21 protein-coding genes, 1 tRNA gene and 1 riboswitch are annotated in these 17457 nt (G+C 71.2%); of the genes, 14 read left to right on the top strand and 8 right to left on the bottom strand.

Features of this window, described 5'->3' with window-relative positions; translation table 11 throughout:
- Window positions 1-16: 16 nt before the first annotated feature.
- From ACGFZF_RS29900 to ACGFZF_RS29875, 6 genes are all read left to right on the top strand, one after another.
- Window positions 17-985: an ABC transporter substrate-binding protein gene (locus ACGFZF_RS29900; protein ID WP_393559337.1), complete on the top strand. Its 969-nt coding sequence runs from the start codon at window positions 17-19 to the stop codon at window positions 983-985.
- Window positions 982-2091, top strand: a complete 1110-nt coding sequence (locus ACGFZF_RS29895) for a FecCD family ABC transporter permease (RefSeq protein WP_393559176.1) — start codon at window positions 982-984, stop codon at window positions 2089-2091. The genes ACGFZF_RS29900 and ACGFZF_RS29895 overlap by 4 nt, the downstream gene beginning before the upstream one ends.
- Window positions 2088-2870, top strand: a complete 783-nt coding sequence (locus tag ACGFZF_RS29890) for an ABC transporter ATP-binding protein (RefSeq protein ID WP_393559174.1) — start codon at window positions 2088-2090, stop codon at window positions 2868-2870. Before ACGFZF_RS29895 ends, ACGFZF_RS29890 begins: the two co-directional genes overlap by 4 nt.
- Window positions 2871-2930: 60 nt before the next feature.
- The gene (locus tag ACGFZF_RS29885) at window positions 2931-3104 is read left to right on the top strand and encodes a putative leader peptide (protein WP_315986594.1); all 174 of its coding nucleotides are present in this window, start codon (window positions 2931-2933) and stop codon (window positions 3102-3104) included.
- Window positions 3105-3207: 103 nt separating this feature from the next.
- Entirely contained in the window at window positions 3208-3486 is a 279-nt protein-coding gene (locus ACGFZF_RS29880; protein ID WP_147978162.1) for a MoaD/ThiS family protein, read from the top strand.
- 5 nt (window positions 3487-3491) lie between these two features.
- Entirely contained in the window at window positions 3492-4442 is a 951-nt protein-coding gene (locus ACGFZF_RS29875) for a PLP-dependent cysteine synthase family protein (protein WP_147978161.1), read from the top strand.
- 19 nt (window positions 4443-4461) lie between these two features.
- Here the strand turns inward: ACGFZF_RS29875 and ACGFZF_RS29870 are convergent, their stop codons facing one another.
- Window positions 4462-4947, bottom strand: coding sequence for a type II toxin-antitoxin system PemK/MazF family toxin (locus tag ACGFZF_RS29870; RefSeq protein WP_393559171.1), 486 nt, complete (start codon window positions 4945-4947; stop codon window positions 4462-4464).
- Window positions 4948-5159: 212 nt separating this feature from the next.
- Here ACGFZF_RS29870 and ACGFZF_RS29865 point away from each other — a divergent pair, with 212 nt between their 5' ends.
- Entirely contained in the window at window positions 5160-5912 is a 753-nt protein-coding gene (locus tag ACGFZF_RS29865) for an MBL fold metallo-hydrolase (protein WP_393559169.1), read from the top strand.
- 155 nt (window positions 5913-6067) lie between these two features.
- Here ACGFZF_RS29865 and ACGFZF_RS29860 read toward each other — a convergent pair whose 3' ends face one another.
- Together ACGFZF_RS29860 and ACGFZF_RS29855 are read right to left on the bottom strand one after the other, a co-directional pair.
- Window positions 6068-7333 carry a PTS transporter subunit EIIC gene (locus ACGFZF_RS29860; protein ID WP_393559167.1) on the bottom strand — a complete coding sequence of 422 codons (1266 nt, stop codon included), beginning with the start codon at window positions 7331-7333 and terminating at the stop codon, window positions 6068-6070.
- Between the two features lie 278 nt (window positions 7334-7611).
- Window positions 7612-8919 (bottom strand): PTS transporter subunit EIIC, encoded by a 1308-nt coding sequence (locus tag ACGFZF_RS29855; protein ID WP_393559165.1) that lies wholly within the window; start codon window positions 8917-8919, stop codon window positions 7612-7614.
- Between the two features lie 235 nt (window positions 8920-9154).
- Here ACGFZF_RS29855 and ACGFZF_RS29850 point away from each other — a divergent pair, with 235 nt between their 5' ends.
- From ACGFZF_RS29850 to rdgB, 4 genes are all read left to right on the top strand, one after another.
- A complete protein-coding gene (locus ACGFZF_RS29850; protein ID WP_356604889.1) occupies window positions 9155-9388 on the top strand; it encodes a PTS glucose/sucrose transporter subunit IIB in 234 nt (77 codons plus the stop codon).
- Window positions 9389-9533: 145 nt separating this feature from the next.
- Window positions 9534-10265, top strand: coding sequence for a ribonuclease PH (gene rph / locus ACGFZF_RS29845; RefSeq protein ID WP_356604888.1), 732 nt, complete (start codon window positions 9534-9536; stop codon window positions 10263-10265).
- Between the two features lie 77 nt (window positions 10266-10342).
- Complete coding sequence (locus ACGFZF_RS29840; RefSeq protein ID WP_147978155.1) at window positions 10343-10720, top strand: hypothetical protein; 378 nt, start codon at window positions 10343-10345, stop codon at window positions 10718-10720.
- Between the two features lie 43 nt (window positions 10721-10763).
- Complete coding sequence (rdgB, locus tag ACGFZF_RS29835; protein WP_393559162.1) at window positions 10764-11366, top strand: RdgB/HAM1 family non-canonical purine NTP pyrophosphatase; 603 nt, start codon at window positions 10764-10766, stop codon at window positions 11364-11366.
- Between the two features lie 56 nt (window positions 11367-11422).
- Here rdgB and ACGFZF_RS29830 read toward each other — a convergent pair.
- The 4 genes from ACGFZF_RS29830 to bcp all read right to left on the bottom strand — a co-directional run bounded on the left by ACGFZF_RS29830 (window position 11423) and on the right by bcp (window position 13489).
- Window positions 11423-11505 (bottom strand) — tRNA-Leu (locus ACGFZF_RS29830).
- Between the two features lie 50 nt (window positions 11506-11555).
- Window positions 11556-12221 carry an HNH endonuclease gene (locus ACGFZF_RS29825; protein WP_393559161.1) on the bottom strand — a complete coding sequence of 222 codons (666 nt, stop codon included), beginning with the start codon at window positions 12219-12221 and terminating at the stop codon, window positions 11556-11558.
- Entirely contained in the window at window positions 12218-12868 is a 651-nt protein-coding gene (locus ACGFZF_RS29820) for an HNH endonuclease signature motif containing protein (protein ID WP_393559159.1), read from the bottom strand. Before ACGFZF_RS29820 ends, ACGFZF_RS29825 begins: the two co-directional genes overlap by 4 nt.
- A gap of 153 nt (window positions 12869-13021) precedes the next feature.
- Window positions 13022-13489: a thioredoxin-dependent thiol peroxidase gene (gene bcp / locus ACGFZF_RS29815; RefSeq protein WP_356604878.1), complete on the bottom strand. Its 468-nt coding sequence runs from the start codon at window positions 13487-13489 to the stop codon at window positions 13022-13024.
- A gap of 121 nt (window positions 13490-13610) precedes the next feature.
- Between bcp and ACGFZF_RS29810 the strand changes: the two genes are divergently transcribed.
- From ACGFZF_RS29810 to ACGFZF_RS29800, 3 genes are all read left to right on the top strand, one after another.
- Window positions 13611-13931 carry a DUF3618 domain-containing protein gene (locus tag ACGFZF_RS29810; RefSeq protein ID WP_393559156.1) on the top strand — a complete coding sequence of 107 codons (321 nt, stop codon included), beginning with the start codon at window positions 13611-13613 and terminating at the stop codon, window positions 13929-13931.
- 46 nt (window positions 13932-13977) lie between these two features.
- The gene (locus tag ACGFZF_RS29805; RefSeq protein ID WP_147978149.1) at window positions 13978-14316 is read left to right on the top strand and encodes a co-chaperone GroES; all 339 of its coding nucleotides are present in this window, start codon (window positions 13978-13980) and stop codon (window positions 14314-14316) included.
- 131 nt (window positions 14317-14447) lie between these two features.
- Window positions 14448-14540: riboswitch (guanidine-III (ykkC-III) riboswitch) on the top strand.
- A gap of 32 nt (window positions 14541-14572) precedes the next feature.
- Window positions 14573-14893 (top strand): DMT family transporter, encoded by a 321-nt coding sequence (locus ACGFZF_RS29800; protein WP_393559154.1) that lies wholly within the window; start codon window positions 14573-14575, stop codon window positions 14891-14893.
- A gap of 102 nt (window positions 14894-14995) precedes the next feature.
- On the opposite strand, the gene ACGFZF_RS29795 is transcribed toward ACGFZF_RS29800, so the two are convergent.
- A complete protein-coding gene (locus ACGFZF_RS29795) occupies window positions 14996-17356 on the bottom strand; it encodes a transglycosylase domain-containing protein (protein ID WP_393559152.1) in 2361 nt (786 codons plus the stop codon).
- Between the last annotated feature and the right edge of the window lie 101 nt (window positions 17357-17457).

Genomic DNA, 17457 nt, shown 5'->3' with positions numbered 1-17457 from the left:
AGGAGGCACGTCCGTGTTGACCCGGCGCCGTACACCGCTGCCCGCCCTCGCCCTTCTCCCGCTGCTCGCCGCCTGCTCCGCGCCCGCCGCGCAGCCCCCGGACCCGAAGACCGCCCCGGGATTCCCCTACACCGTCGCCAACTGCGGTGTGCAGACCACCTACCAGGCCCCGCCGCGACGTGCCGTGACGATGAACCAGCACGTCACCGAGGTCATGCTGGCCCTCGGCCTGGAGAAGTCCCTCGTCGGCACCGCCTACCTCGACGACCGCGTGCTGCCCGCCTACAAGAAGGCGTACGACACCGTCCCGGTGCTCGCCGAGGAGTACCCGTCGAAGGAGGCGCTGCTCGCCGCCGACCCCGACTTCGTCTACGGCGGCTACGCCTCCGCCTTCGACGCCAAGGCCGGCCGCGGCCGCGACGACCTCAAGGCCGCGGGCATCGGCACCCGGCTGAACACGGAGTACTGCCCCTCCGGCGCCTCCTCGCTCACCGACCTCTACCGGGAGGTCGACGAGGTCGCCCGCACCTTCGGCGTCCCCGAACGAGGCCGGGAGTGGACCGCCCAGGCCCGCCGGACCGTCGCCGCCACCGAACGCCGCCTGAAGGACGTGCCCCCCGTCTCCGTCTTCGTCTACGACAGCGGCGACAAGACCGCGTTCACCGCCGGCGGCACCGGCATCGGCAACGAACTGATCACCCGCGCCGGCGGCCGCAACGTCTTCGCCGACATCGCCAAGCCCTTCGGCGACGCGACCTGGGAACAGGTCGTCGCCCGCCGGCCCGACGTGATCGTCATCTACGACTACGGCTCCACGACCGTCGAACAGAAGAAGAAGCGCCTGCTGGAGGACCCCGCCCTCCGCGACGTCCCCGCGATCAGGAACCAGCGCTTCGCCGTCATGCCGCTCTCGGACACGGTCCTCGGCGTCCGCGTCCCCGCCGCCGTCGACAAGCTCGCCGCCCAGCTCCACCCGGACCGGTGACCGCGCCCCCGAAGGGGGACGTCCGGCAGCCCGCGCACCCGCCCGTCCGGGTCGGTGCGCGGGCCGCCGCACGCCCACCCGCCGCCGCCCCCGTCCCGTACGGCCTCGTCGTCGCCGGCCTCCTCGCCGCTCTCGCGAGCGCCGTCGTCGCCGGGGTCGCGCTCGGATCCGTGACCATCCCCGTCGCCGAGGTCACCCGCATCCTCACCGGCAACGCCGACCCGTCCCCGTTCCGCACCATCGTCCTCGACGTCCGGCTGCCCCGCGTCCTGCTCGGCGCGGTCGTCGGCGCCGGCCTCGCCGTCGTCGGCACCGTCCTGCAGGCACTGGTCCGCAACCGCCTCGCCGACCCCTTCCTCCTCGGGATCTCCTCCGGGGCCTCCACCGGCGCCGTCCTCGTCCTGGTCCTCGGCATCGGCAGCGGCGCCGGCATCACCTCGACGCTCGCCCTGCCCGCCGGCGCCTTCGCCGGCGCCCTGCTCGCCCTGGTCCTCGTCTACGCGCTGGCCCGCCGCGGCTCCACCATGACCGGCGCCCGGCTCGTCCTCGCCGGCGTCGCCGTCTCCTACATCCTGTCCGCGCTGACCACCCTGCTCCTGGTGCTCGCCGGACGGCCCGAGCACTTCCAGGAGGCGATGTTCTGGTCCCTCGGCGGCCTCGGCAGCGCCCGCTGGGACACCCTCCTGCTGCCCGCCGCCGCCCTCGCCGTCGGCGTCGGCGCGCTGCTCACCCTCGCCCGCCCCCTCGACCTGCTCCTCGTCGGCGAGGAGGACGCGACCGTCCTCGGCCTGGACACGGCCCGCTTCCGCGCCGCCGTCTTCGTCCTGGCCTCGCTCGTCACCGCCGTCATGGTCGCGGCCAGCGGAGCCGTCGGCTTCGTCGGGCTGATGGTCCCCCACGCCGCCCGGACGGCCGTCGGCGCCCCGCACCGCCGCCTCCTCCCGGTTGCCGCGCTCGGCGGCGCGCTCGCCCTGGTCCTCGCCGACCTCGCCGCCCGGACCGTCGCCGCGCCCCAGGACATCCCCGTCGGCGTCCTCACCGCCCTCACCGGCGGCCCGTTCTTCCTCTGGCTGATGCGCCGCCGCCCGGAAGGGAGCCCGCTGTGACCGAACTGCGCACCGAGGCACTGTCGTACGGGACACGGCTGCGGGCCGTCGACGTACACGCCCGCCCCGGCGAGACCGTCGGCCTCGTCGGCCCCAACGGCAGCGGCAAGACCACCCTCCTGCGCTGCGTCTACGGCACCCTGCGGCCCACCTCGGGCCGGGCGCTGCTCGACGGCGACGACCTGCACGCCCTCACCCCCAAGGCCCGCGCCCGCCGGATCGCCACCGTCCCGCAGGACGCCTCGACCGAGTTCGAGCTGACCGTCCGTGAACTCGTCGCCCTCGGCCGCTCCCCGCACAAGCGCTTCTGGGAGGGCGACACCGGCGACGACCTGGAACGGGCCGAGGCCGCCCTCGCCCGGGTCGGCATCGCGGACCTCGCGCAGCGCCCGTACCCCGGCCTCTCCGGCGGCGAACGCCAGCGGGCCCTGGTCGCCAGGGCCCTCGTCCAGGACCCCGCCCTGCTGGTCCTCGACGAGCCGACCAACCACCTCGACATCCGCTACCAGCTGGAAGTCCTCTCGCTCGTACGCGACTTGGGCACCACCAACCTGCTCGCCCTGCACGACCTCAACCTCGCCGCGGCCTACTGCGACCGGCTCTACGTCCTGCGGGACGGCCGGATCGTCACCCACGGGCGGCCCGCGGAGGTCCTCACCCCCGGCCTGCTCGCGGGCGTCTACGGCGTGGACGCCGAGGTCGTCCCGCACCCCGTCACCGGCACCCCGACCGTCCTCTACCTTCCGGCCGGGCACCCCGCGTCCACCAGCCGAGCATGAGATGTCCGTCATGTGAGATCACATTCCGGAACCCGGACCGGGAATCGATACGATGACCGCATGGTTTCCCATGACGTGAGCGAACAGACGCCGGGCACACGCCTGCCCGCCTCGGTCGCTGACGCTCCCTTCGCCTCCGCGTTCCTCGGAGTCTTCGGAGGCGGAGCGGCGCGACTGCACGTCGACCTGTGCCGCGTCGCCGGCGCGACCTGTACGTCCCGCGCTGCGCTCTGACCCGACGAGAACCCGGCCCGAGCGCACATCCCCGCACCACCCCCTCCGCGCGGGGGCCCCAGCCGCGCGCCCACCACGCCCGTTCCCGACAGGAGCCCACGCCATGGCCATCGAGGTCCGCATCCCGACCATCCTCCGCACCTACACCGACGGCGCCAAGGCCGTCGAGGGCAGCGGTGAGACCCTCGCCGAGCTCTTCGCCGACCTGGAGTCCCGCCACACCGGGATCGAGGCCCGCATCGTGGACGGCGGCACCCTGCGCCGCTTCGTCAACGTCTACCTGAACGACGAGGACGTCCGCTTCCTGGACGGCATCGACACCAAGCTCACCGACGGCGACAACGTCACGATCCTGCCGGCCGTCGCCGGCGGCATGGTCTGATCCACATGCGTTACGACTCCCCGCTGGCGGCCGTCGGCAACACGCCGCTGGTCCGCCTGCCCCGGCTCTCGCCCTCGGACGACGTCCGCATCTGGGCGAAGCTGGAGGACCGCAACCCCACCGGCTCCGTCAAGGACCGCCCCGCGCTCCACATGATCGAGCAGGCGGAGAAGGCGGGGCGGCTCACTCCCGGCTGCACGATCCTCGAACCGACCTCGGGCAACACGGGGATCTCCCTGGCCATGGCGGCGAAGCTCAAGGGCTACAAGATCGTCTGCGTCATGCCGGAGAACACCAGCGAGGAGCGCCGGCAGCTGCTCGCCATGTGGGGTGCCGAGATCATCTCGTCCCCCGCGGCGGGCGGGTCGAACACGGCGGTACGGGTCGCCAAGGAGCTCGCGGCCGAGAACCCCACCTGGGTGATGCTCTACCAGTACGGGAACCCGGACAACGCGGGCGCCCACTACGCCACCACCGGCCCCGAGATCCTCGCCGACCTGCCGTCCATCACCCACTTCGTGGCCGGCCTCGGCACCACCGGCACCCTCATGGGCGTCGGCCGCTACCTCCGCGAACACAAGCCGGACGTCAAGATCGTCGCCGCCGAGCCGCGCTACGACGACCTGGTCTACGGCCTGCGGAACCTGGACGAGGGCTTCGTGCCGGAGCTGTACGACGCCTCCGTCCTCACCACCCGCTTCTCGGTCGGCTCGGCCGACGCCGTGACCCGGACCCGGGACCTCCTCCAGCAGGAGGGCATCTTCGCCGGCGTCTCGACCGGCGCCGCCCTCCACGCGGCCATCGGTGTCGGCCGCAAGGCGCTCAAGGCCGGCGAGAGCGCCGACATCGCCTTCGTCGTCGCGGACGGCGGCTGGAAGTACCTCTCGACCGGCCTCTACACGGCGGCGACGACCGAAGAGGCCATCGAGACCGTCCAGGGCCAGCTCTGGGCCTGAGCCCCACCCGCATTCCCGGTCACGAGAGATGGCGGACCTGGTCCCAGACCACCGGGTCCGCCGTTCCCACTCTCCGGCGGAAACCGCCCACCGCGACCTGACGCAGCTCGTCCGTCTCCAGGAAGCTCGGCCGCCCCCGCGCGTCACCCACCGCACCCGGCGGCAGCGCGATCACACCGGGCCGCTCGTCGTGGTACTTGGTCGTGATCTTCGCGACCAGCGCCCGGTCGCCCTTCAGCGACAGCACCAGACACGGCCGGTCCTTCGAACCGGGCCCGTCCTCGTAGGGCACCTCCGCCCACCAGATCTCACCCGGGCGGGGAAGCGAACCGGGCCGGCGCCCCGGTGCCCTGCCCCGGACCGGCGGCCTGCCCGGCGGCCGGCCCCGCCCACCGGGACCCCGCCCACCGGGACGCCGGGCCGCGCGCCTGCGGCCGTCCGCCAGCGCCACCGCCAGTCCGATCACCACGACGGCGACCAGCGCCGGCCACCAGGACATGTCCATACCGCATGACGTTACCGGCGGCCCGTCTCCCGCGCCCCGCCGCCCCAGGTCCATCCGAACCGGTGACAGCGCCCGTGAGTTCGCACACAACGGACCACTGCGGAGGAGCGACGGGCCCTCACGCACCGTACGCTCGACAGATCGCACGACCTCCCCCTCAGCGACTGTCCCGCACCCGTCCACGGACGCCCTTCCACGGAGGTTCACGCTCCATGAAGCTCACCGTCGTCGGCTGCTCCGGGTCGTTCCCGTCCGCGGATTCGGCCTGTTCGAGCTACCTCGTCGAGGCCGACGGCTTCCGGTTGCTTCTCGACATGGGCAACGGCGCCCTGGGCGAGCTGCAACGCCACATCGGTCTGTACGACCTCGACGCCATCTTCCTCAGTCACCTCCACGCCGACCACTGCATCGACATGTGCGGCTACTTCGTCGCCCGGTACTACCGCCACGAGGGCGGCCGCTGCGACGCGATCCCGGTCTTCGCCCCCGAGGGCGCCGAACAGCGCCTGACCACCGCGTACGCCGACACCCCCTCGGACAAGGCGATGAGCGAGGTCTTCGACTTCCGGACCCTGACCTCGGGCTCCTTCGACCTCGGCCCGTTCCGGGTGCGCACGGAGAAGGTCGTCCACCCCGTCGACGCGTTCGGCATCCGCCTGGAGCACGAGGGCCGCTCCCTCACCTACTCCGGTGACACGGGCGTCTGCGACGCGCTCCACGAACTCGCGGACGGCACGGACCTGTTCCTGTGCGAGGCCTCCTTCACCCACGGCAAGGAGGACATCCCGGCGCTCCACCTGAACGGCCGGGAAGCGGGCGCCGAGGCGGCCCGCTCCTCGGTGGGCCGGCTGGTGCTCACCCACATCCCGCCGTGGACGGACGGGCGGCTGAACCTGGCGGACGCGCGGGCGGTCTTCTCCGGCCCGACGGAGCTGGCGTACCCGGGCGCGGTCTACGAGATCTGATCCCGCGGCCCTCCGCGCGGGCCCCGCACACGGCCCGCGGGGGAGCGGCGCGTACGGCGACCGGCGCGCACGGCACGGCGAGGCCGGGCACGACACGGCGAAGGCCCCCGGGACCAGGACGGTTCCGGGGGCCTTCGTGCGAGGTCTCGCGAGGCTTACGCCTTGGTGAGGTCCTCGACCTCCTCGTCGGGCTCGCGGCCCGGCGTCGGCAGGTTGAACTTGGTGATCGCGAAGCGGAAGACCACGTAGTAGACCACCGCGAAGACCAGACCGATCGGGATGATCATCCACGGCTTGGTGGCGAGGTTCCAGTTCAGGCCGTAGTCGATGAGGCCGGCGGAGAAGGTGAAGCCGGCGTGCACGCCCAGGGCCCAGGTGACGGCCATCGATATCGCGGTCAGCACGGCGTGGATCACGTAGAGGACCGGCGCGATGAACATGAACGAGAACTCGATCGGCTCGGTCACACCGGTGACGAACGAGGTCAGCGCGAGGGAGACCATCATGCCCATGACGGCCTTGCGGCGCTCCGGGCGGGCGGAGTGCGCGATGGCCAGGGCGGCGGCCGGGAGGCCGAACATCATGATCGGGAAGAAGCCGGACATGAACAGACCGGCGCTCGGGTCACCCGCGAAGAAGCGGTTCAGGTCGCCGTGGACGACCTCGCCGGCGGCGTTGGTGAAGTCGCCGATCTGGAACCAGGAGACGGTGTTCACGAACTGGTGCATGCCGACCGGGATCAGCGCGCGGTTGATCAGGCCGAAGAGGCCGGCACCGCCGGAGCCGAGGCCCGTCATCCACTCGCCGAAGCTGGAGATGCCGTTGCCGATGGGCTCCCAGACCAGGCCGAACAGCACACCGACGGCGGTGCCGACGAAGGCCATGATGATCGGGACGAGGCGGCGGCCGTTGAAGAAGCCGAGCCAGTCGACCAGCTTGGTGCGGTGGTACCGCTGCCACAGCACCGCGGCCAGCAGACCCATCAGGATGCCGCCGAGGACACCCGGGTTGTTGAAGGTCGCCGCGACGTCGACGCCCTTGTTCTCGGTCGTGTTGACCACGGCCTCGGTCACCGGGAACGCCTTCAGGACGTTCGCGTAGACGAGGAAGCCCACCAGCGCGGCGAGCGCGGTGGAGCCGTCGGCCTTCTTGGCGAAGCCGATGGCCACGCCGATGCAGAAGAGCATCGGCAGGTTGTCGAAGACCGCGCCGCCCGCGGTGGCGAACACCGAGGCGACCTTGTCCCAGCCGAGGCCGTCGGCGCCGAAGACGTCCGGCTGGCCGAGGCGGAGCAGCAGACCGGCAGCCGGCAGCACGGCGATCGGCAGCTGCAGGCTGCGACCGACCTTCTGCAGGCCCTGGAACAGGCCGGATCCGCGCTTCTTCGCGGGAGCGGCGGCCTGGGCGGTGGCCGTACTCATCAACTTCCTCCAGTAAGGCAAGGCGCCGCCAGAGGACAGTGAAAGGGGGCGACGGCGGCGTCTCGTGGAACGCGGTGGTCTGGACCGCGTGGTCTACACCAATGAGTGGTGTAGACCAGTTGTAGCACGTGTGACTTAGATAAGGAACCTTCGAATTTTGTGGGCTGAGCCATAGCCGTACATGGACGACAAAAGGCCCCCGGACCATGAGGTCCGGGGGCCTGGCGCGGCTCCGCGAAAGAGGACGAAAGCCCCGGCTCCGCAGGGGAGGGCGGCCCCTACGCCTTGGTCACGTCCTGCTCCATCTGCTCGGCCACCTCCTCCGGCTCGCGACCGGGCGTCGGCAGGTCGAACTTGATGATCGCGAAGCGGAAGATCACGTAGTACACGACCGCGAACGCGAGGCCGATCGGAATGATCAGCCAGGGCTTCGTCGCAAGATTCCAGTTGATCACGTAGTCGATCAGACCGGCCGAGAAGCTGAAACCGTCCCTCACACCGAACGCCCAGGTCACGGCCATCGAGACGCCCGTGAGGACCGCGTGGATCGCGTACAGCGCCGGCGCGATGAAGAGGAACGAGTACTCGATCGGCTCGGTGATGCCGGTGACGAACGACGTCAGCGCCACCGAGAGCATCAGGCCGCCGACCTCCTTGCGGCGGTGCGGCCGCGCGCAGTGCGTCATCGCCAGCGCCGCCGCCGGAAGGGCGAACATCATGATCGGGAAGAAGCCCGTCAGGAACTGACCGGCGTCCGGGTCGCCGGCCAGGAACATGGGGATGTCGCCGTGGACCGTCGTGCCGTCCGGCTTGGTGTACGTGCCGAACTGGAACCAGATCGGCACGTTGAGGAACTGGTGCAGGCCGATCACCAGCAGCGCGCGGTTCGCCAGACCGAAGATCCCCGAACCCCACGAACCGAGGCCCACCAGCCAGTCGCTGAAGTTCTCCAGCCCGTCGCCGATCGGCGGCCACACCCACAGGCACAGCGACGCGAAGGCGATCGCCACGAACGTCATGATGATCGGCACCAGTCGGCGGCCGTTGAAGAAGCCCAGCCAGTCCACCAGCCGCACCCGGTGGTACCGCTGCCAGAACCACGCCGCGAGCAGGCCGATGACGATGCCGCCGAAGACACCCGGATTCTGGTACGTGTACCCGCTGAACGCCTGCTCCGGAGCGAGGCAGCCGCCATTGATGTCCACCGTGCCCGCCGGGCACGTCTCGGGGAACTGGCGCAGCACGTTGTAGTAGACGAGGAAGCCGACCGTCGCCGCGAGGGCGGTCGAGCCGTCCGCCTTCTTGGCCATGCCGATCGCCACGCCGATGCAGAACAGCAGGGGCAGACCCAGGTTGCCGTCGAGCAGCGCGCCGCCCGCGCCCGCCATCACCTTGGCGACGTTGTCCCAGCCCAGGCCGTCGGCGCCGAACACGTCGGGCTGGCCGAGGCGGTTCAGGATGCCGGCCGCCGGGAGCACGGCGATGGGCAGCTGCAGACTGCGGCCCATCTTCTGGAGCCCCTGGAAGGCACTGCCCCAGAACGGCTTCCTCGCAGGTGCGGGTGCTGCGGCGCTGTCGCTGCTCATCGGCATCCTCCCTCGGTCGGAACCGGCTCGCCCCGACGGTCGTTGCACACTGGTGTAGACCAGTTGCGATAGGCTCCCGGAGCCCGCTGCGGGCAGGGCGCCGGTGATCGTCATCATTGGGTAGAAGACGGTTGCCCGCTCGCGAAGTTGGGCCAACCGTGGGTTACCGTGACAAAGCGGACCTTCGGTGCGCCGAGACTCACGTTCTCCGAACGGAACGGACAGGGAGAAACACATGGCCAGCAAGGCTGAGAAGATCGTCGCCGGGCTCGGCGGCATCGACAACATCGAAGAGGTCGAGGGCTGCATCACCCGACTGCGCACCGAGGTCATCGACCCCACCAAGGTCGACGAAGCCGCACTCAAGGCAGCCGGCGCCCACGGCGTCGTCAAGATGGGCACCGCGATCCAGGTCGTCATCGGCACCGACGCCGACCCCATCGCCGCCGACATCGAAGACATGATGTGACACCCGCTCACCACCGAGCCGAGCCCACCCGAGCCCAGCCCGCACCCCACGCCGGCACCCCTCGCACCGCTCACCCGCTCACCTGAAAGAGGGCCCGCTCCCACACCGGAACGGGCCCTCCTTCCTGTGCGGCTAGGCTCCCCCCATGTCTCGAATCGACGGCCGTACCCCCGAACAGCTCCGCCCCGTCACCATCGAACGCGGATGGAGCAAGCACGCCGAGGGCTCCGTCCTCATCTCCTTCGGTGACACCAAGGTCTTCTGCACCGCCTCCGTCACCGAAGGCGTCCCGCGCTGGCGCAAGGGCAGCGGCGAAGGCTGGATCACCGGCGAGTACTCGATGCTCCCCCGCGCCACCAACACCCGCGGCGACCGCGAATCCGTCCGCGGCAAGATCGGCGGCCGCACCCACGAGATCTCCCGCCTCATCGGCCGCTCCCTGCGTGCCGTCGTCGACTACAAGGCCCTCGGCGAGAACACCATCGTCCTCGACTGCGACGTCCTCCAGGCCGACGGCGGCACCCGCACCGCCGCCATCACCGGCGCCTACGTCGCCCTCGCCGACGCCATCACCTGGGCCCAGGCCAAGAAGCTCGTCAAGCCCGGCCGCAAGCCCCTCACCGGCACCGTCGCCGCCGTCTCCGTCGGCATCGTCGACGGCACCCCCCTCCTCGACCTCCGCTACGAAGAGGACGTCCGCGCCGAGACCGACATGAACGTCGTCTGCACCGGCGACGGCCGCTTCGTCGAAGTCCAGGGCACCGCCGAGGCCGAGCCCTTCGACCGCAAGGAACTCAACGCGCTCCTCGACCTCGCCTCCGGCGGCTGCGCCGAACTCGCCGAGATCCAGCGCCAGGCACTCGAAGGAACTCTCTGACCCACGAAGGCGTCATTGAGAACACGGGCGCACGGCCAGAACCGTGCGCCCGTTCCGTACCCAGGGGAGGACCCGACTTGAAGCGCCGACTCGCACTCGCCGTGGCCACAGCCGCCGCACTCACCAGCCTCGTCGGCTGCGGAGCCCTCGACAAGGCACTGGACTGCGTCCAGACCGCCGACGCGATCGCCACCAGCGTCGACAAGCTCCAGCAGGCCGTCTCCAACGCCTCCAACGACCCCACCCAGCTCAACGAGGCGCTCAACGACATATCCACCGAACTCGGCAACCTCAAGGACACCACCGACAACGCCGACCTCTCCAAGGCCGTCGACGACCTCACCAAGGGCGTCGACTCCGTCCGCACCGCCGTCAACAACGGCGACACCACCCCGGACATCAAGCCCATCACCGACGCCGCCACCGAGATCGGCAAGGTCTGCACCCCCGGCTAGCCCACGAACCACCGCGGGTGGCCCGGACCCGATAATCGAGGACATGACCCGCCTCATCCTCGCCACCCGCAACGCCGGGAAGATCACCGAACTCCACGCGATCCTCGCCGACGCAGGACTCACCCACGAACTCGTCGGCGCGGACGCGTACCCGGAGATCCCCGACACCAAGGAGACCGGCGTCACCTTCGCCGAGAACGCCCTCCTCAAGGCCCACGCCCTCGCCCAGGCCACCGGCCTGCCCGCCGTCGCCGACGACTCCGGCCTCTGCGTCGACGTCCTCAACGGCGCCCCCGGCATCTTCTCCGCCCGCTGGGCCGGCACCCACGGCGACGACCGCGCCAACCTCGACCTGCTCCTCGCCCAGATCGCCGACATCGACACCCCCCACCGCGGCGCCCACTTCGCCTGCGCGGCCGCGCTCGCCCTCCCGGACGGCACGGAACGCGTCGTCGAGGGCACGATGCCCGGCTCCCTGCGCTTCGCCCCGGTCGGCACGAACGGCTTCGGCTACGACCCGATCCTCCAGCCGGAGGGCCACGAGGTGACCTGCGCGCAGCTGACGCCCGCGGAGAAGAACGCGATCAGCCACCGCGGCAAGGCGTTCCGGGCGCTGGTGCCGGTGGTGCGGGAGCTGTTGGGCTGAGGGGGGTGCGGAAAAGGGAGCGACCTTCGAACCTGGGATTCGAAGGTCGCGATGGGTGCGGTCGGAGGGATTCGAACCCTCACGGGTGTTACCCCACTGGGATCTAAACCCAGAGTGTCTGCCGTTCCACCACGACCGCTTGCCGACTGCCATGGTAGCGGTCACCGGCCCGCGGCCGCCCGGGTGTTGTTACCGGGCGGTCCGCCGCCCGCCTCCCCGGCACCAGGTGCTCGTGATCGCGTGGCAGTTCGGGCAGAGGAGCCGGAGGTTGTCGGCGCGGTCGTCGCTCCAGTCGCCGTTGATGTGGTCGACCTCCAGAGTCATCGGCCTTCCGCGCCACACCGGCCCGGTGCCGCAGTGCGCGCATCGCTCCGGGACCCCGCACTCGGCAAGAGCGCGGCGCAGGTGGGACGACCGGGTCCTGCGCCTGCCCTCGTGCTTCACGAGCACGCTCTCGGCGCCGAGGCGTGGCGTGGTGCCCGGCCTGCCGCGCCGGTGCGCCACCCCTAGGAAGTGCCCGGTGGCCAGGCCGTCTTCGGCGATCCACCGCTTCAGGCAGGCCCTCTGGTGGGTGTTGTCCGGTCGGCCGAGGAGCCGCAGGGCGCCCGCCAGCGAGACGGAGCGGGCGACGGCGTCGCGGAGTTCCTCCGCCGGGGGGCGGGATCCGTGCTTCCGGTGGCCGGTGCGGCGGAGGTGGGAGGCGTCGATGCCGTAGTGCGCGAATCGGCGCCACAGGTAGCCGCGCAACTGTCCGTACGGGCGGGTGCCGAAGAAGGCGATGACCTCGTCGATGTCCCGGCACCGCGCGGCAGCTTCGAGCAGCCGTTCACGGGTGTAGCGGATCGGCTCGCTCACGAAGTCACGCTCCGGGTCCGGCGCTTGCCACGGCCTCGGTAGGTGTCCGTCGTCGAGTGGCAGTTGGGGCAGAGCAGCCGCAGGTTCTCGACCCGGTTGTTTCGCCAGTCGCCGTCGACGTGGTCGACCTCCAGGGGGAGCGGGTGTCCCTGCCATACGGGCTCGGTTCCGCAGAGCGCGCAGCGCTGCGCGACGCCCGCCATCGCCATGGCCCGCTTCAGGCGATCGCCCGGGATCCGCCGCGCCTGGTCCGGGTTCTGCTCGAACAGGAGATGCGCGGGCGAGGGGCGCAGGCTCCTGCCCGCACGCGAGGGTCGCGTGAAGTGGGTGGTGTCGATGCCGTACCGCTTGATCCGCCGGCTGATGTGGGCGTGATGGCCGCCGACGACGTCGAGCCCCAGTCGGCGCAGCACGTCGCAGACACTGGTCGACGCCGCGACCACCGGCTCCAGCACCTCCCGCGTCCACCGCACCCCCTCCCGCTCGAAGTGCGAGGTGTCGACCCCGAGTCGGCGCATGCGGTCGTGGACGTACCGGCGCGAGGTGCTCCCGGGGTCCACCCCCAGCTTCTCCAGCGCCTCCGACAGCGTGCGGGACGACGCGGCCGCCCTCGTCAGGCGCTCCCGTGTGTACGGACTCACCGGCATTCCGGCTCCCCTCCGGTACTCCGGCCACCTGTTCGTGGCCTCGTACGGAGTAACGAGCCGAATATCGGACGGTCACGTCGGGAACGCGCCGCGGCCCGCGCCGCCGGGTGGGCGGTGCGGGCCGTCGGGTGGGGCGGTGGCCGGTGGCCGGGGTCAGATGCCGAGGTCCTTGATGATCTTGGCGACGTGGCCGGTGGCCTTCACGTTGTACAGCGCCCGCTCGACCTTGCCCTCCTCGTCGACGACGACCGTCGAGCGGATGACGCCCGTGACCGTCTTGCCGTACAGCTTCTTCTCGCCGAAGGCGCCGTACGCCTCCAGGACCGTCTTCTCCGGGTCGCCGACCAGCGTGACCTTGAGGGATTCCTGCTCGCGGAACTTCGCGAGCTTCGCCGGCTTGTCCGGGGACACGCCGATGACGTCGTAGCCGGCGCCGGCCAGCAGGTCCAGGTTGTCCGTGAAGTCGCAGGCCTGCTTCGTGCAGCCCGGAGTGAGCGCGGCCGGGTAGAAGTAGACGATCACCTTCCGGCCCTTGTGGTCCGCGAGCGAGACCTCGTTGCCGTCCGCGTCGGGCAGCGTGAAGGCGGGGGCGGTGTCACCGGGCTGAAGTCGCTCGCTCATGGCTCTCCTCGGAGTATGTACGCGTACACGACCGAGCCTAATGGGGGCCTGGGACGGACCAGGGGCCGCGAAGCTGAGAGACTGTCCGTCAACGACCGATTACGACTACGGAGGCAGCGCGGTGTCGGACGCCAGGACCCCTGCGCAGATCGAGGCGGACATCGTCCGCCGGCGCGACCAGCTTGCCGTCACTCTCGACGAGATCGGCATTCGGGTGCACCCGAAGACGATCATCGGCGACGCCAAGGCGAAGGTGACCTCCACGGTCGACCACACCGCCGGCCGCGCGTTCGCCGCCGTGAACCGGACGGTGTCCGGAGTGAAGGCCCGCTTCACCCACGAGGACGGTCAGCCGCGGCTGGAGCGGGTGGTGCCGGTGGCGCTGGTCGCCGTGGCCCTCGTCGGCCTGCTCGCGGCCTCGTCCCGCAGGCACAAGGGATGACCCCTCCCGAGTACGGGCGACACGCCCGGGCGGGTAGGTTCGAGTCGTGAGCGAGAACACCCACGACAAGCTGCCCATCCGGATGCTCCACGACCGCGTCCTGGTCCGGACCGACTCTCCCGAGGGGGAGCGGCGATCGGGCGGCGGCATCCTGATCCCGGCCACGGCCGCGGTCGGCCGCCGGCTGGCCTGGGCCGAGGTGGTCGCGGTCGGCCAGAACGTCCGTACGGTCGAGATCGGCGACCGGGTCCTGTACGACCCCGAGGACCGTGCCGAGGTCGAGGTGCGGGGCATCGCGTACGTCCTGATGCGGGAGCGCGACCTGCACGCGGTGGCCGCGGACCGGTTCGAGGGGTCCACGGACTCGACGGGCCTGTACCTGTAGGCCGGGCGCCGCGGGCCGGCGTCTCGCCCGAGCCGGTCCCTCCGTGGGCCGGTGCCGTGCGACCCGGGGCCCCGTCGGGGCCAGGGGTCGGCTTCGCCCTGAGGCCTGGTGACCGGTGTCACCAGGCCTTTTGTGTGCTTCTTGCTAGGCTGGAGCCACCCGACGAGACGCGCCGTACCGGGCCTCGTGCGATCCGTTCGCACGATACGCAAAGACGACGCACCCCTGTTGATACGTCTCGCGGAGGTTCGTCGTCATGGCCTGGGTCCTTCTCATCGTTGCCGGTCTGCTCGAGGTCGGCTGGTCGATCGGCATGAAGTACACCGACGGGTTCACGCGGCTGGGTCCCAGCCTGCTCACCGGCGCCGGGATCGTCGCCTCGATGGTGCTGCTGTCGCAGGCCGCCAAGACGCTGCCGATCGGTACGGCGTACGGCGTCTGGGTCGGTATCGGCGCGGCCGGTGCGGCGGTGCTCGGCATGGTGGTGCTGGGTGAGCCGGCGACCGCCGCCCGGATCTTCTTCGTCTGTCTGCTGCTGGTCGCCGTCGTGGGGCTGAAGGCGACCTCGGGGACATGAGGTCCGGATCGGGGCTTGAGGACCGGACGGGTCCTCGGGCCCGACCGGAGGTCCTGCCCGGCCGGGGTCCCGCCCGCCGAGGGTTCCCGCGTGGCTCGGACGTCACCCGCCCGGTGGTGCCGGGAGCGGGGGCGGTGGGGGTGCCTGGGGTGGCTGGAGCGTCTCCTGGGTGGAGCCGGTGGTGCGGGGTGGCCGGGTGTCCGTGTCGGTGGTGGGGGAGCCGGCCGTCCCGGTGTCGCCGCGGGTCCTGCCCGCCGTGCCGGCGCCGTCCTGGGTGCCCGGGTCGCGCTGGGGCTGACGGGGGCGTGCGGGGTGCTGCGGTCCCTGGGCCTGCTCGTCCGCCGCGCCGTCTTCCTCCTCCTCCGTGGGGTCCTCGGCCCGACCGTCCGTGAGGTCGGGGCGCGTCGCGTCGGGGGCGGGCGGTTCCTCGGCGCCTTCGCCGAGCCGGAGCTCGAACTCCCTGGGTTCGGTGTCGGCCAGTGCCTCCCGGGTGAACTGGGCCCAGATCTCGGCGGGTGGGCCGCCGCCGTTGATGCGGGCCATGCCGAGTGCTCCGTACAGCGACTTCTGTTCGCCGGTGTCCGGGTCCTGGCCCATGATCGTGACGACCGTCGCCAGGTCGGGGGTGTAGCCGGCGAACCAGGCGGCGCGGTCCTCCTCGGCGGTGCCGGTCTTGCCCGCGGCGGGGCGTCCGACGGCACGTGCCGCCGTCCCGGTGCCGGTCTCCACCACGCTTCGCAGGATCGCCGTCGTCGTGTCGGCGGCCTCGCGGGTGACGACCTGGGTGCCCTCGGTGTCGGGCAGGTCGAGTTCGTGGCCGTTCTTGCTGATCGAGTCGACGAGGGTGTAGGTGCCGTGGCGGCCGTGGTTGGCGAGGGTGGCGTAGGCCTCGGCCAGGTCGAGGACGCTCGCGGTGGCGGGTCCCAGGGCGATGGAGGGGGAGGCGTTCAGGTCGGGTGTGGTGGCCGGCAGTCCGAGGGCGACGGCGGTGTCGCGGACCCGTCCGGGGCCGACGTCCACCGCCATCTGCGCGTACACGGCGTTCACCGACTGGTCGGTGGCGGTGCGGACGGTGATGTCGCCGTAGGAGGCGTCGTCCTCGTTGGCGGGGTCGTAGGGTTCGCCGGGCCAGCCGTCGACGAGGCGGCGGTTGGTGCCGTCGTAGTAGGTGTTCGGGGTGATCGGGCGGCCGTCCTGGGTCTGTGCGGCGGTCTCGACGGCCGCGGTGAAGACGAAGGGCTTGAAGGTGGAGCCGACCTGGTAGTCGCGGCGGGTGGCGTTGTTGACGTACTGGCGGGTGTAGTCGATGCCGCCGTAGAGGGCGAGGACGCGTCCGCTGGCCGGGTCGACGGCCGCTCCGCCGACGCGGACGTAGCGGTCGGTCGGGTTGCGCGCCGGGTCGAGCCGGGAGGTGACCTGTTCGTGGACGGCGGCGACGAAGGCGTCCTGCTTGGGCCGTTCCAGGGTGGTGGTGATCCGGTATCCGCCGCCGGCCAGGGTCTTCTCGTCGATGGTGCCGGTGCGGGTGAGGTAGTCCTCGACGGCCTGGACGATGTAGCCGCGCTGGCCGGAGAGGCTGGTCGCGGGGCGGGCGGTGTGGGGGGTGGGGAAGGAGGCGGCGGTGCGGGCCGTGGGGCTCAGCCACTTCTCCTTGACCATGCCGTCCAGGACGTAGTTCCAGCGTGCGAGGGCCTTGGGCCGGTTCTCGGGGTGCGTGGCGATGTCGTAGGCGGTGGGGGCGTTGAGGAGTGAGGCGAGGTAGGCGCCTTCGGCGGTGTCGAGGGCGTGGGCGTCCTTGCCGTAGTAGGCGCGGGCGGCGGCCTGGATGCCGTAGGCGTTGCGGCCGAAGTAGCTGGTGTTGAGGTATCCCTCGAAGATCTCGTCCTTGCTCTTCTCGCGGTTGAGCTTGATGGCGATGAAGAACTCCTTGACCTTGCGGGTGACCGTCTGTTCCTGGCCGAGGTAGTAGTTCTTGACGTACTGCTGGGTGAGGGTGGAGCCGGACTGCTTGCCCTTGCCGTTGAGGGTGTTCCAGGCTGCGCGGACCATGGCTTTGGGGTCCACGGCCCGTTCGGAGTAGAAGTCGCGGTCCTCGGCGGCGAGTACGGCGTGCTGGACGCTGTGGGGGACCTGGTCCAGGCGGATGTTCTCGCGGTTGACCTCGCCGTCGCGGGCGATCTGGGTGCCGTCGCGGTAGAGGTAGACGTTGGACTGGGCGGTCGCGGCGGAGTTGGCGGGCGGGATGTGGACGAGCAGGTAGCCGGCGAGGAAGGCGCCGGTCAGCAGCAGGGCGCCGAGGAGGAGCGTGCCGAGCAGGGTCCGCAGGACCCGTCGTCGCCGGGGTGGTCGGCGGGGCGGGGCCTTGGTGGCGGCCTTGGCCTGCGCTGTGGCGTGGGTGGGCCTGGTGGGGACCGTGGGGTCCTTTGGCTTCCAGCCGGGCCGCGTTGGCTGGCCGTCGCTCATGTGGGGAGCTCCCGTACCGGACGAAGGGGATGGCCTTCCCATACTGCACGCAAGGTGACAGAAGCCAGGATTGCGACTCGAAAACCACTCGCGGCGGCGGG

The organism is Streptomyces sp. NPDC048338, from assembly GCF_043201055.1.
GTDB lineage: Bacteria > Actinomycetota > Actinomycetes > Streptomycetales > Streptomycetaceae > Streptomyces.
This window is presented reverse-complemented; position numbering and strand designations above follow the sequence as displayed.